Source organism: Pseudomonas sp. FW305-25 (genome assembly GCF_017351415.1).
Lineage (GTDB): Bacteria > Pseudomonadota > Gammaproteobacteria > Pseudomonadales > Pseudomonadaceae > Aquipseudomonas > Aquipseudomonas chlororaphis.
The window spans coordinates 14,580-27,159 of record NZ_JACNDE010000058.1 but is presented as its reverse complement, the minus strand read 5'-3'; the positions used below and the strand labels follow the sequence as shown (position 1 = coordinate 27,159).

The following is a 12,580-nucleotide window of genomic DNA, read 5'->3' as shown; positions in this document are numbered from 1 at the left end:
AGCCGCTCCTAGTTCCGATCCGCGCGCAACAGCGCAACCAGTAGATAGATGAACAGCCCCACTGCCAGCAGCAGGGACACCCCGTCCAGAACGCTCATGGAATCTCTCCGTCGTACGGCAATCGCCGCGTGTGGGGCATTGTCCGCAGGGAGGCTGTAAAGGAACGAGATCGAGGGCGTGGGCGACGCATAAAGAAAGCGTAAAGAAAGGCTTTACGCGGGATTTACACCGGCCATCGGCGTGGCCAGGGGGAGGGATCGCCAGCCGGTTTGCTGCTGCACCGGAAAAGCACGATGCACGTAGAAACGAGCCTGCTCGCGATCGCGCGCCTCCAGGCTCCACCGCCCTCCTCTGTTGCACGACTGTGCACCAACCCAGGCGCCTTCGGCCCCGAAACAACTGGAAACATCCTCGATACGACAGCTTTTTGCGCTTTACGACGGCCGTTTTCGCTCTGGCATGAGCGGTGCAATGAGCAGTCCCGAGCATTTCATTCCGTTCCGGGAGCCACGCATGAACACACAACTCAAACCAACGCTGGGCACGCTGCATTTATGGGGGATCGCGGTCGGGCTGGTGATCTCCGGGGAATACTTCGGCTGGAGTTATGGCTGGGGCGTCGCCGGCACCCTGGGCTTTCTGCTGACCTCGCTGATGGTCGCGGCCATGTACACCTGTTTCATCTTCAGCTTCACCGAACTGACCACCGCCATTCCCCATGCAGGCGGCCCTTTTGCCTACAGCCGCCGGGCCTTCGGTGAAAAAGGCGGGCTGATCGCCGGGCTGGCGACCCTGATCGAATTCGTCTTCGCGCCACCGGCCATCGCCCTGGCGATCGGTGCCTACCTGAATGTGCAGTTCCCGGCCCTGGACCCGAAGCATGCGGCGGTCGGCGCCTATATCGTGTTCATGGGGCTGAACATCCTCGGGGTCAAACTCGCCGCCACCTTCGAGCTGGTGGTCTGCGTACTGGCGGTGGCGGAACTGCTGGTATTCATGGGCGTGGTCGCGCCGGCCTTCAGCTTCAGCAACTTCGCCCTCAACGGCTGGGCGGGTTCGGACACCTTCGGCGCGCCGGCGATTGCCGGGATGTTCGCGGCGATTCCGTTCGCCATCTGGTTCTTCCTCGCCATCGAAGGCGCGGCCATGGCCGCCGAAGAAGCCAAGGACCCGAAACGCACCATCCCCAAGGCCTACATCAGCGGCATTCTGACCCTGGTGCTGCTGGCCATGGGCGTGATGTTCTTCGCCGGCGGCGTGGGCGACTGGCGCACCCTGTCGAACATCAACGACCCGCTGCCCCAGGCGATGAAAGCCGTGGTCGGGGACAACTCCGGCTGGCTGCACATGCTGGTGTGGATCGGCCTGTTCGGCCTGGTGGCGAGCTTCCACGGCATCATTCTCGGCTACTCGCGGCAGTTCTTCGCCCTCGCCCGCGCCGGCTATCTGCCGTCGTCGCTGGCCAAGCTGTCACGCTTCCAGACGCCGCACCGCGCCATCATCGCCGGCGGCCTGATCGGCATCGCCGCCATCTACAGCGATGGCCTGATCAACCTGGGAGGCATGACCCTGACCGCGGCGATGATCACCATGGCCGTATTCGGCGCCATCGTGATGTACATCATGAGCATGCTCAGCCTGTTCAAGTTGCGTAAGGCCGAGCCGCACCTGGAACGCACCTTCCGCGCACCGGGCTACCCGCTGGTCCCGGCCATAGCCCTGGCACTGGCCGTGGTCTGCCTGGTGGCGATGGCCTGGTTCAACAGCCTGATCGGCCTGATCTTCCTCGGTTTCATGGTGGCCGGTTTCATTTATTTCCAACTGACCGCGCAACTGCGCGCCGATGCGCCGGCGGATGCAATGCTGACCGGGCTCCGAGGGGATGGCATCTCTCTGTAGTTGGCTTGCAAGGCCGAATGCAACCTTCGAGAAGATTGATGCAAGAGAGGTTGCCGGGGCAGATCAGGCCTACAATGGAACCACTGCGAAACGCTGTAACTCGAAGTGGTATGGCAGCTTGACGGGCGAAACTCCTCGCCCGCCGGTATGCCCTCAAGGAGAGCCCTATGCCCTGGTATGCCTGGTTGATTCTGGTCGTTGCAATCGGCTCGATCGTTGGCGGTCTGATGATGTTGCGCGACACCGCCAACAAGGTGGAACTGACCGATGAGCAACGCAAGCGCGTTGCTGAACGCAACGCGGAAGCGGACGCCAAGGACGCGCAGGACCGCTGACTGGATAACCCGATCGAACAGCCCCGCCCTTCTCGAAATGGCGGGGCTTTTTTATCCGCCCCTGCGGCCGGCAGCGCTATTTCTCCCAGGCAGCCTTGGCAATGTGCAGGCCATGCAAACCTTTGTAGGCCGCCCGCTCAGGCTGGCTCCAGCCTTCGAGCAATGCCTCGTCGAGCCGATAGATCTCCACGCCCAACGGCCGACAGACGCTGAGTGGATCCTGAGCCTCCGGGCCCCACATGGGCAATGACAGATCGCCACCCGGGCAGGTCGACAACGCGCACAACAGATCGATTTCGGCAAAGAACTCCAGGTAATCGCCCTTCTGCGCGGGGCAGGCCTTCATGAAGTACATGTCGTCATGATTGAGCCCGGTGCACTGGAAGATGTTCAGCACGTCATGCACATCGAACTCGGTCAGGCCGTGGGGCAGGACCGCGCGCGTCAGGTTGGAATGGCAATGGTGATGGAAGTCCTCCCCGGTGAGCATGCGGTTCACGTAAGGATCGCAGCGCGTGCCGAGCAGGTCGTGCAAGCGCCCGCCATGCTCGTCGATCCCGTAACCGGCCAGGCTGTCATCGGTGATGGTCACCAGTGGCCGCAAAAACGGCAGGTTCGACCACAACCGGTCATGGGTACTGACATGCGCGCCCTGCAACTGCCGGGTACGCGCCGCCCACAGACGCTCCCGCGGATCGTTGGCATTCCAGACGTTGAAGTCCCCGACCTGCGGGCCGGCCGGCGTGGTCACCCGGAACACATGCCCGGCCGGCACATGCCAGGCGCGCCCGGTACGGATCGGCACTTCGAATTGCTCGATCAAGGTGCGCTGGTCCTTGCTGTCACGGACCCGCTCATAAAAGGCCGTGTCCACCTGCAGGGCCGAACCTTTGCTGACCTGATAAGCCGCGGGATAGTCTTTGTACATGGTTGAAACCCTCGATCAGTGGCGGGAAGAGTGGCTGAGGATGTCGAGCAGCAGCCGTTCGGAATCGTCCAGGTAAACCGCCAGGGTTTCGCTGGCGGCCTGCTTGTCGCCAGCGGCGAGCAAGTCATGGATCTGCCGGTCGCGGGCCAGCCAGGGCGATTGAAAATGCTGCTCGTCAGGGGCGGCACAGAACACCAGGCGCATCTGCGCCACGACGTTGGTGAAGAACTCATCGAACAAGGGGCTGCGCATCAGACCAACGATGTGTTGATGAAAGGCCAGGCTGTGGGTGCCCACCGAGCGCCAGTCCTCGCGCTCGCGGGCGAGTTCGCTGGCCTCGATAGCCTCGAGCATCCGGTCGGACTGGTAGTCACGCAGCGGTTTGCTGGAGGCAATGGCCTGCAACTCCAGGGTACGGCGCACCTGGAACAGATCCCGCACTTCATCGATGCCCAGCCTGCGCACCGTGACGCCTTTGTTGCGTGCATAGCGGGTCAGGCCTTCCTGCCCCAGGCGATGCAAGGCCTCGCGAATGGTGTTGCGCGAGGCGTTATAGGCGCAGACCAGATCGTTTTCTACCAGGGCCATGCCCGGCAGCAAGCGACCGCCGATGATATCGGCACGTAATTCGAGGGTTATCTGATCGGCCAGGGACAGTACGTTGCTCATGAATATCGCCTTGCGATTGTTGAACAATCTATGGATATCCAATAATCACTATTCATGCCAACTGATACTTGGCTCACTGACGAACCATGTCTTTCTAGCCATTCAGTGGGAAAAATGAGGTTTCCGGGGTTAATAGTGCAATCCCCCTTCCGTCAACCTTGGGTAAGATGACTCTCTAGCTGTGGAGACTTCCCCCGATGCGTTACTCGCACGACCATAAAGCCCAAACCCATCAACGCATCATCAAGGAGGCCGCCGAGCGCTTTCGGCGCGACGGTATCGGGGCGACAGGCCTGCAACCACTGATGAAAGCCCTGAGCCTGACCCATGGCGGTTTTTACTCGCATTTCAAATCCAAGGACGAACTGGTCGAAAAAGCCCTGCAGGCCGCGGCGGAAGAACTCGATGCGCACTGCGCCACTCTATTTGCCCAGGAACACCCCCTATCGGCGTTTATCGACAGCTACCTGTCCGAGTGGCACCAGACCTCCCCCGGTGAAGGCTGCCCGCTGCCCACCATGTCATCGGAGCTGGGCCTGCGCGGGCAAGCCAGCCCCACCACTGATGCGGTGCTCAATGCACGACTTGCACAGGTAGAGGCCAGTCTCGAAGGAGAAAATGCCGCCGACCAGAGCCTGGTGATCATGTCGACCCTGGTCGGGGCCCTGGTGCTGTCGCGCAGTGTCGAGAACCCCGACCTGGCCAAACGGATACTGGAGGTAACACGCGAGCATCTGAAAAAACAGGATGGTCAGGCGGAGTGATCTCCACCAACCTCCCGCCTCGACACCGTTATTTGTAGCGAGCAGCCGCACTGCTTTTCGACAGGTTTGGCCCCAGGGCAAAACGCGCAGCTACAAAGGCCTCCCAGTCAGCCGAGTCAGGTAGCGAGGGAATGGTGATCAACTCACCCTGATCAAAACCGACCAGAGCCGCATCTACCATCTCGGTGGCTTCCATGATCATCTCGGCTGGAATCCCTTGGGCGTCGATGCCCGAGCGCTCCCAGATCTCAGTGCGGGTCACCCCAGGCAATACCGCCTGGACCTGCACACCCTTACCATCCAATTCCGCAGCAAGCGATTGAGTCAGGCTCAGGACATAGGCCTTGGTCGCGCTGTAGGTCGCATTAAAACGCTCGGGAATCAGCGCCACCACCGAAGCGATATTGATGATCGCTCCTCTTCCCGCCGCCGAAAAGCTGGCGGCGGCCGCAGCAGCCAGACGAGTGACCGCGACCACATTCAACTGGATCATTGCCTCCAACTGATCGGTGTCGGCAACGGCCAGGCTTCCGTCAGCCGCGATACCGGCATTATTCAGCAACAGACTGATGTTCGAGTCGGAGCGCAAGCGCTGCTCGACCTTCAGCACATCGACCTGGAGCGTCAGATCGGCCTTCAACACTTCGACCTGCACCTTGTGCTCGGCCCGTAACCGGGTCGCGGCGGTTTGCAGGCGCTGCTCATCGCGTGCAACCAGCAACAGATCGTAACCACGAGCGGCCAGCCGCTCGGCATAAACCGCACCGATGCCAGATGAAGCACCGGTGACAAGTGCCAGCCCCTTGGGGGAAATCGAATTCATGACGGCTCTCCAGAAAAGTGCTTGAGAAGGGAAAGACAAGGAATTGATACGCTGCTTGGGAAGCGGTTTGATTATAGTCATAATTTAATAAAATATTACGATCATAATTCTATCGAGACGATAGACAACATTGAATGGCGCAATCCTGCTTATGGTGCTTTGCGCACTATGGGCCCGAAAAACACAAGGCCGATCAATGATCGGCCTTGTGCATGAATTGAAGCGTCAGTTGACCTTCAACTTTTCCCGGTTGCTTTCCAGAATCGCCTTGCCGATTCCCTTGACCTCGAGCAGTTCGTCTACCGAGGCAAAAGGTCCATTGCTTTCACGATACTTAACGATCGCCTGCGCCTTGACCGCACCAATGCCGGACAGCTCACGCTGCAAGGCCGCCGCATCGGCAGTGTTCAGATCGATCTTGCCTGCCTGCTCCGAAGAGACCACCTGCGCCACTGCCGAAGTCTTGGTCTCGGCATTGACCGCAGGTGCTGCGTAGGTAATGGAGGAAAGGCTGGCCATCAGAGCGAAGACCAGAGAGGGGAAATAAGCGATACGCATAAGTGACACTCCATGACATCGATTAGGGAGAGCAACTTTTCCAAAGCTGCTCTCCAAACCTAGGCGGTGCCACGGGCAAGTCAAAAGTGACTGGGTTACAACGTGTGTAAGCTCAGGGTTCGAGGCGACGCTGCTGGTAAATCCAGTCGACAATATCGCCATCGGGGGTGTAGCCGCTGACGGTGTCACGCAGCAACTGCCGAACACGTGCATAGTCGTCCTGATCAACCGCGCTGAGCAACTCGGTCAGTTTGATCTTCAATACATCCCAAGACAGGTAGTCCTCGTTGGCACTCATGATCATGGGGTGCTGTGTGGCTGCCACGTTGTCACCGATCAGCAACTCTTCGTAAAGCTTTTCACCCGGGCGCAGACCAGTGAACTCAATAGAAATGTCGCCATGCAGGTTTTTTTCCGAACGAACACTCAAGCCGGACAAATGAATCATCTTCTCGGCAAGCTCGACAATCCTCACTGGTTCCCCCATGTCCAAGACAAAAACATCCCCTCCCTGCCCCATGGAACCCGCTTGGATGACCAACTGCGCAGCTTCGGGAATGGTCATGAAATACCGAGTGATCTTTGGGTGGGTTACTGTCAGAGGACCACCCGACTTGATCTGCTTGTGAAACAACGGAATGACCGAGCCGGACGAGCCCAGCACGTTACCGAACCGCACCATCGTGAAGCGCGTCTTGTTCACACGTGAAACATTAGTCGTTTCACCGAACAGTACTGGCGCCAACTCTCGACTGAGAGCCTGCAACGTCAACTCGGCAAGACGCTTGGTGCTGCCCATTACATTAGTCGGACGTACGGCCTTATCAGTCGAGATCAATACAAAGTTGGCGACACCTGCCTGAAGCGCCGCTTGAGCCGTATTAAGCGTGCCGATCACATTATTGAGCACGCCTTCGGCAATGTTGTGCTCAACCATTGGCACATGCTTGTACGCTGCAGCGTGATATACCGTGTCCACATGCCAGGACTTCATAACATCCAGCAACTTATCTTGGTTCCGTACAGAACCAAGAATCGGCAAAAGGCGAGTCGACAAGGACTCTCGAGCAACTCGTTGCTCCAGTTCAGACAAGATGTTGTAGAGATTGAACTCACTGTGTTCAAACAGTAAAAGCGTAGTGGGACGTAATGTCAGGATCTGGCGGCAGAGTTCAGACCCGATAGATCCTCCAGCTCCCGTAACCAACACGGACTGCCCCTTGATGCAATGCTCGAGCAAATCACCCTGGGCAGGGACCGTATCACGACCAAGCAAATCAGCAATGTCTACTTCCTGAATGTCGTCGACCTTGACCCGGCCACTGGCCAAGTCCATGAAACCTGGGACGCTTCGGACGTGTAGTGGGAAACCTTCGAGAAAGCCAAGGATTTCGCGACGACGACCACGGTTGGATGACGGAATGGCAAGGAGAATTTCCTGAGCGCCGGTATTGTCGATCATCTGCTGAATGTGTTTGGGCTTATACACCTGCAAACCGGAAATGACCCTGCCGGCAATTCCACTATCATCGTCGATAAAAGCAACCGGGCGCATGACCCGCCCCATCCGCAAGGCAGCAACGAGTTGATTACCCGCAGCGCCTGCGCCATAAATAGCGACTTTCGGTAAACCGTCCTCCCTATTTGTGAATGGAACGTGCTGCGCAGCACTGAACCAGTCCCCCAAAAAGTACTGGCGCATGGCCAAGCGCAATCCCCCGATCATGATCAGGCTCAACCACCAATAGTTGAAAATGATCGAACGAGGAACGACATTCTGGTGATTACTGTACCAATAGACGACAACCCCAAGTACCAGTGATGACAAGCTGACCGCCTTGATGATTGCTATCAGGGCATCGTTTCCAAAGTAGCGCATCACCGCACGGTACATACCAAAACGAATGAACAACGGGATAGCAACAATAGGCGCCGCTAAGAAAAGCCAGAAATGATTGCTGATAGGGTTTACCATTTCGTCGATGCCGAGACGAACGGCAAACGCCAGCAATAGCGCCACCCATACCAGCAAAATGTCGGCCGAAACTTGAAGAAGTCGTTTCTGGCGTCGCGGTAAATCTAGCAATAGTGTGCGTAACTTATTCATAACTCCGTCAGACACCTCGAACGCTCCCCTATTGACATATTTGACTGGTGTACGTCTCATGGCGCACGCATCATCTCAAGAAAAAATATCAGCTACCGAGCGCCTGGTTTTTCTCAATTTCACCTGCATGAAATTTTACAGCAAGAATTATCAGAGGGATGTACGCGATAATCAAACTCAGCGCACCATCCAGCCCGAAATAGGTAACGCAAAACGCGATGGGCCATAACCAGCCAATATTAATTACGCCGACCGCCAGAGTGACGGGCAGGTGCTTGCGATATCTTCGTGACGCAAACTGATACGCGTGACTGCGATGAGCTTCGTAAACCTTGTCACCGCGTATCAGACGCCGGATCAGGGTGAACGTCGCATCCACAACGAATACTCCTAAAAGTATCAGCCAAACCCAGAGTAATTGTGGCGAGGTCCAGGCGGCCTGAATGGATACAACTCCAAGCACCATCCCCAAAAAACCGCTCCCCGCATCACCCATGAAAATGCGTGCAGGTGGGAAGTTCCAGAAAAGAAACCCGCCTACCGCCATAGCCAGTATCAGCGGAGCCCAAATCTGACTATCGAAACCACTAAGCCAATAGAGCAGACAAGCGCCTAAGCATGCTGACATCGCCTCCACGCTAGCGATGCCATCGATTCCGTCCATGAAGTTGTACAAATTGAGCATCCAGACAAGGTACAAGGCGGCCAATACATAACCCAACCAACCTAAATCCAGACTGACTCCGAACAAAGTTATAGCAGGCAAACCGCCCAACCAGAACAACGCCCAAACCGCAGCGCAAAAATGCCCAAGCAAACGCCAACGAGCAGCAATATGACCGTGATCGTCCATAAATCCGATCACGGCTACCAGCGCACCAGCACCGCCTATGGCGATCAGCGTTGCTGTAGGTACCAACTGCGCCCAAGCCAAAACTGGCAGTACCAACAAAAATGCGAGGACAATTGCGACTCCCCCACCTCGAGGAGTGGGTATCGAATGAGAGCTTCGAGAGTTCGGAATATCAACAATGCTGCGGGCCAGGGCATAACGTCGCAATACCGCAGTCAGTATCAACGAAACACCGGCCACCGCCGGAATCAACCACCAATAGATCATTATATTTTACTTTCTCGAAAATATTGTGCAGTAGCCTTCAGCGCGTCATCCACAGAGATCGGTGGAGACCAACCAAGCAGGGAGCGTGTTTTACTGATATCAACCCGCAACGACCCGCACAACCGATTTGATAGAGCCTTTCTGCCCAACAATGTCGCTCCACCGCCTAACACCCAGGAAGGTATTGGCAAAAGACGCGCCGGCCGTCCAAGAGCAAATGCCATTTTTCGCAGTAATTGCGTTGTAGAAAGATCTTCGCCATCACTGACCAGAAAGATCTGATTGGCAGCCGCCGGGTGATTGATGCAAGTGAGGATCAAATCCACCAGATTATCCAGGGCGACAAGACTGCGGCTGTTATGAATTAATCCAAAAGGCAGGGGAACACCTTTATCAAGCCACTGCATCATATTCCGAAAATTAGCTTTCACCCCGGGGCCATAAACTAACACTGGCCGGATAATAACAACCTCCATCCCGGTTTCAGCTGCGAGCATACGAAGCCCTTGCTCGGCCTCCATCTTGGAGATTCCATAGGGATCCGCCGGGGCAGGAGTATCCTCCGGCGAATAGGCAGTATTTCGTAGGGTACCTTCTCCGTTTACCTTGATCGAACTGATAAAGATAAAACGTCGGACGCCGGCAGCGGCGGCATGACGTGCCAGATTCAGCGTGCCCTCCACATTGACCCGTCGAAATGCAGCCAAGGGATCAGCTTCAGCATCATTCATTACATGAACACGAGCAGCCGAATGTATGACAACGTCCACACCGACAAGACTCTTCTGCCAGTCAGTAGCTCCATCAATGTTGTCCACGTGGATCTTCGCAACATGATTTCCAAGTACATTCGCCCCTTTACGTAAAGCGGCAATGACAGTGTAGTTTTTGGCGACCAAACGGCTAAGAGTCGCTCCGCCAACGAAACCGGTTGCACCGGTTAGAAACACGGATTTCGGCATTACTTGATATCCTTTCGTAAAGTCCCTGCGCGGAACAGCACTTCCAAACGCTCCAAAAGAGTAACTTTAGAAAAATGACTCAAATAATACGAACGACCAGCTTGGCCCATCGTTTCACGTTGAGCAGAATCAGTCGTTGCCAATCTCAGGGTAATTTGCGCAAGCCCTTGAGCATCGCCTGAGGGACAAGAGAAACCGCAACCAGACTCTTCAATTATTCTCGCGGCCTCACCATTGATCATCCCTAGGACTGGTTTGCTCGACGCCAAATAGGCCTGGACTTTTCCGGGAACCGTTTTCTCGAACACATCGTTGGTTTTTAGCGAAACCAGTAATGCATCGGCACAGGCAAAGATTTCGGGCATGGCGCTTAGCGGATGTCGACCCAACAGCAGCACATTTTTCAAACCTCTTAATTCAACTTGTTCGCCCAACCATTTACTCATGCGCCCGTCACCCACAATCACCCAGCGTACCGAAGCGCTATCCTTCAATGACTCCGCAGCATCCAAAACTGCAGGCAGGTCTTGTGCGTCACCCAGGTTTCCGGCAAACACGACAGTGAAGGTAGTATCATCGCGCTCAAGCAAATTTGATGATTTTACTGGGGAGTCTGAGAAATCATCTTCCGCCCAACTCGGAAAATAAACCAATCGTTCTGGAGAAATTTCTTTGGTGCAATATTGCTTTACATTATTTGAAAAGCCTTTGGACTGTAAGAGCAAGTAATCGGCACGATTATAGATCCATGAGACTACTCTCCCAACCATAGCCAACATAGTGGGATGTCGGAGCACACCGACAGCTCGAAGGGTTTCCGGCCAAAGGTCAAGAATCCAGATATAAACCGGAACCCTTTTCATGCACCCAATTAAAACCGCAGGAATCGCAGCCATAATTGGAGATACCGCATACACGAAAACAGCATCGAATTTTTTTTTACGAAGCGTCACAGCACCTAATGTGGAAGCGCTGATAAAAAAAGAAAGATAGTTCAGTATCAAACTGATACTTCTTTTGCCACGTGAGACCAGCGGAACTCGGACTATACGTGCACCGAAGTAACTCTTGAAGCCCTCAGGATTGGTTTTATACTCAGAGAAAACCTTACCTTCAGGATAGTTTGGCCATCCCGTCAAGACAGTTACCTCATGACCTTTTTCCGAAAAATCGCGAACCAAATCATTGATCCGCATATTCTCAGGCCAGAAATACTGAGTAACCACTAAAATCCTTAATTTACTTTCAGTCATTCCCACAGCTCAACTCAGTATTTTTTCCAAACTACTCGGTTTACATAGTCAAGATAGCTGTGAACAATCCTCACTACCTTATCGGCCACATTGGGCATACTGTAGTCTGCCACCAGCCTCAAACTGCGTATTTCACCTCGGCTTTGACCATCCAGCACCTGCAGGGCTTGCATCACTCGCTCGACTTCAAGGCCAACCATCATCACAGCGGCTTCTTCCATGCCCTCTGGGCGCTCATGCGCCTCCCGAATATTCAATGCAGGGAAATTGAGAATTGAGGATTCTTCATTGATTGTACCACTATCAGAAAGTACCGCTTTTGACTCAAGCTGCAACTTGTTGTAGTCCATGAAACCAAGCGGTTTTAGCAGGCGAACGTTCTTGTGAAACTTTATCCCCATGGCATCGACACGTTTCTGTGTCCGTGGATGAGTGGAGACAATTACCGGATAGTCATAGTGTGCCGCGACTGTATTCAGCACTTGGACGAGCTTGCCAAAATTAGTATCGGAGTCAATATTCTCTTCACGGTGCGCACTGACGACAAAAAACTTGCTCTTCTCAAGCCCGAGTCGCTCTAGCACATCCGACGAGTCGATGCGCTCACGGTAGTAGTTAAGCACTTCAAACATCGGGCTGCCGGTCTTGATAACCCTATCTGGCGACAACCCTTCACGTAGCAGGTAGTCACGCGCGATGGTGCTGTAGGTCAAATTAATATCTGCTGTGTGATCCACAATACGTCGGTTGATTTCTTCGGGCACACGCATGTCGAAACATCGGTTACCAGCCTCCATGTGAAAGGTTGGGATCTTGCGACGCTTAGCTGGAATGACAGCCATACAGCTGTTGGTATCACCCAGGACCAGTAGCGCGTCCGGCATAATTTCTGCTAGTACACGGTCGACCGAAATGATGACATTCCCTATCGTTTCTGCGCCCGTCGTGCCGGCAGCACTCAGAAAGTGATCCGGCTTACGAATACCAAGATCCTGAAAGAAAATCTCATTCAGTTCGTAATCATAATTCTGACCTGTGTGTACCAAGACATGATCACAGTGCTCGTCCAGTGCCGAAATGACACGTGACAGGCGAATAATTTCAGGACGTGTCCCAACAACAGTCACTACTTTCAACTTCTTCATCACAATCCTCTACCTAA

Annotated in this window: 13 protein-coding genes; 3 read left to right on the top strand and 10 right to left on the bottom strand. The window is 54.9% G+C overall.

Going from position 1 to position 12,580, the window contains the following annotated elements; genetic code table 11:
- Nucleotides 1-8 precede the first annotated feature (8 nt).
- Nucleotides 9-98 (bottom strand): K(+)-transporting ATPase subunit F, encoded by a 90-nt coding sequence (gene kdpF, locus J4E58_RS30570; protein WP_007899818.1) that lies wholly within the window; start codon nt 96-98, stop codon nt 9-11.
- Nucleotides 99-513: 415 nt separating this feature from the next.
- On the opposite strand from kdpF, the gene eat reads away from it, so the two are divergent.
- Both eat and J4E58_RS30560 read left to right on the top strand, forming a co-directional pair.
- The gene (eat, locus tag J4E58_RS30565) at nt 514-1,899 is read left to right on the top strand and encodes an ethanolamine permease (RefSeq protein ID WP_087092947.1); all 1,386 of its coding nucleotides are present in this window, start codon (nt 514-516) and stop codon (nt 1,897-1,899) included.
- A gap of 167 nt (nt 1,900-2,066) precedes the next feature.
- Nucleotides 2,067-2,234, top strand: coding sequence for a DUF2897 family protein (locus J4E58_RS30560; protein WP_007931351.1), 168 nt, complete (start codon nt 2,067-2,069; stop codon nt 2,232-2,234).
- Nucleotides 2,235-2,310: 76 nt separating this feature from the next.
- On the opposite strand, the gene J4E58_RS30555 is transcribed toward J4E58_RS30560, so the two are convergent.
- Nucleotides 2,311-3,162: a DUF1989 domain-containing protein gene (locus J4E58_RS30555; protein ID WP_081360182.1), complete on the bottom strand. Its 852-nt coding sequence runs from the start codon at nt 3,160-3,162 to the stop codon at nt 2,311-2,313.
- A 15-nt stretch (nt 3,163-3,177) separates the two neighbouring features.
- Nucleotides 3,178-3,831 (bottom strand): GntR family transcriptional regulator, encoded by a 654-nt coding sequence (locus J4E58_RS30550; RefSeq protein ID WP_087092945.1) that lies wholly within the window; start codon nt 3,829-3,831, stop codon nt 3,178-3,180.
- A gap of 197 nt (nt 3,832-4,028) precedes the next feature.
- Here J4E58_RS30550 and J4E58_RS30545 point away from each other — a divergent pair, with 197 nt between their 5' ends.
- Nucleotides 4,029-4,595: a TetR/AcrR family transcriptional regulator gene (locus J4E58_RS30545; RefSeq protein ID WP_087092941.1), complete on the top strand. Its 567-nt coding sequence runs from the start codon at nt 4,029-4,031 to the stop codon at nt 4,593-4,595.
- Between the two features lie 28 nt (nt 4,596-4,623).
- On the opposite strand, the gene J4E58_RS30540 is transcribed toward J4E58_RS30545, so the two are convergent.
- The 7 genes from J4E58_RS30540 to wecB form a co-directional block, all read right to left on the bottom strand.
- On the bottom strand, nt 4,624-5,418 hold the full coding sequence (locus J4E58_RS30540) for an SDR family oxidoreductase (RefSeq protein WP_087092939.1): 795 nt from the start codon (nt 5,416-5,418) through the stop codon (nt 4,624-4,626).
- 225 nt (nt 5,419-5,643) lie between these two features.
- Nucleotides 5,644-5,976, bottom strand: a complete 333-nt coding sequence (locus J4E58_RS30535) for a helix-hairpin-helix domain-containing protein (protein WP_087092937.1) — start codon at nt 5,974-5,976, stop codon at nt 5,644-5,646.
- Between the two features lie 112 nt (nt 5,977-6,088).
- Nucleotides 6,089-8,083, bottom strand: a complete 1,995-nt coding sequence (locus J4E58_RS30530; protein WP_087092935.1) for a nucleoside-diphosphate sugar epimerase/dehydratase — start codon at nt 8,081-8,083, stop codon at nt 6,089-6,091.
- A gap of 88 nt (nt 8,084-8,171) precedes the next feature.
- Nucleotides 8,172-9,203 (bottom strand): glycosyltransferase family 4 protein, encoded by a 1,032-nt coding sequence (locus J4E58_RS30525; RefSeq protein ID WP_087092933.1) that lies wholly within the window; start codon nt 9,201-9,203, stop codon nt 8,172-8,174.
- Nucleotides 9,203-10,165: an SDR family oxidoreductase gene (locus J4E58_RS30520; protein WP_087092931.1), complete on the bottom strand. Its 963-nt coding sequence runs from the start codon at nt 10,163-10,165 to the stop codon at nt 9,203-9,205. Before J4E58_RS30520 ends, J4E58_RS30525 begins: the two co-directional genes overlap by 1 nt.
- Nucleotides 10,165-11,418 (bottom strand): glycosyltransferase family 4 protein, encoded by a 1,254-nt coding sequence (locus tag J4E58_RS30515; RefSeq protein WP_087092929.1) that lies wholly within the window; start codon nt 11,416-11,418, stop codon nt 10,165-10,167. Before J4E58_RS30515 ends, J4E58_RS30520 begins: the two co-directional genes overlap by 1 nt.
- A gap of 14 nt (nt 11,419-11,432) precedes the next feature.
- Nucleotides 11,433-12,563 (bottom strand): non-hydrolyzing UDP-N-acetylglucosamine 2-epimerase, encoded by a 1,131-nt coding sequence (wecB, locus tag J4E58_RS30510; protein ID WP_087092927.1) that lies wholly within the window; start codon nt 12,561-12,563, stop codon nt 11,433-11,435.
- Nucleotides 12,564-12,580: the final 17 nt, after the last annotated feature.

Bases quoted from the DNA above. Each gene is read 5' to 3' on its own strand.
- J4E58_RS30555 (WP_081360182.1), bottom strand. From the start codon at position 3,162: ATGTACAAAGACTATCCCGCGGCTTATCAGGTCAGCAAAGGTTCGGCC.
- J4E58_RS30515 (WP_087092929.1), bottom strand. From the start codon at position 11,418: ATGACTGAAAGTAAATTAAGGATTTTAGTGGTTACTCAGTATTTCTGG.
- eat (WP_087092947.1), top strand. From the start codon at position 514: ATGAACACACAACTCAAACCAACGCTGGGCACGCTGCATTTATGGGGG.
- J4E58_RS30540 (WP_087092939.1), bottom strand. From the start codon at position 5,418: ATGAATTCGATTTCCCCCAAGGGGCTGGCACTTGTCACCGGTGCTTCA.
- kdpF (WP_007899818.1), bottom strand. From the start codon at position 98: ATGAGCGTTCTGGACGGGGTGTCCCTGCTGCTGGCAGTGGGGCTGTTC.
- J4E58_RS30535 (WP_087092937.1), bottom strand. From the start codon at position 5,976: ATGCGTATCGCTTATTTCCCCTCTCTGGTCTTCGCTCTGATGGCCAGC.
- J4E58_RS30525 (WP_087092933.1), bottom strand. From the start codon at position 9,203: ATGATCTATTGGTGGTTGATTCCGGCGGTGGCCGGTGTTTCGTTGATA.
- J4E58_RS30530 (WP_087092935.1), bottom strand. From the start codon at position 8,083: ATGAATAAGTTACGCACACTATTGCTAGATTTACCGCGACGCCAGAAA.
- J4E58_RS30550 (WP_087092945.1), bottom strand. From the start codon at position 3,831: ATGAGCAACGTACTGTCCCTGGCCGATCAGATAACCCTCGAATTACGT.
- J4E58_RS30520 (WP_087092931.1), bottom strand. From the start codon at position 10,165: ATGCCGAAATCCGTGTTTCTAACCGGTGCAACCGGTTTCGTTGGCGGA.
- J4E58_RS30545 (WP_087092941.1), top strand. From the start codon at position 4,029: ATGCGTTACTCGCACGACCATAAAGCCCAAACCCATCAACGCATCATC.
- J4E58_RS30560 (WP_007931351.1), top strand. From the start codon at position 2,067: ATGCCCTGGTATGCCTGGTTGATTCTGGTCGTTGCAATCGGCTCGATC.
- wecB (WP_087092927.1), bottom strand. From the start codon at position 12,563: ATGAAGAAGTTGAAAGTAGTGACTGTTGTTGGGACACGTCCTGAAATT.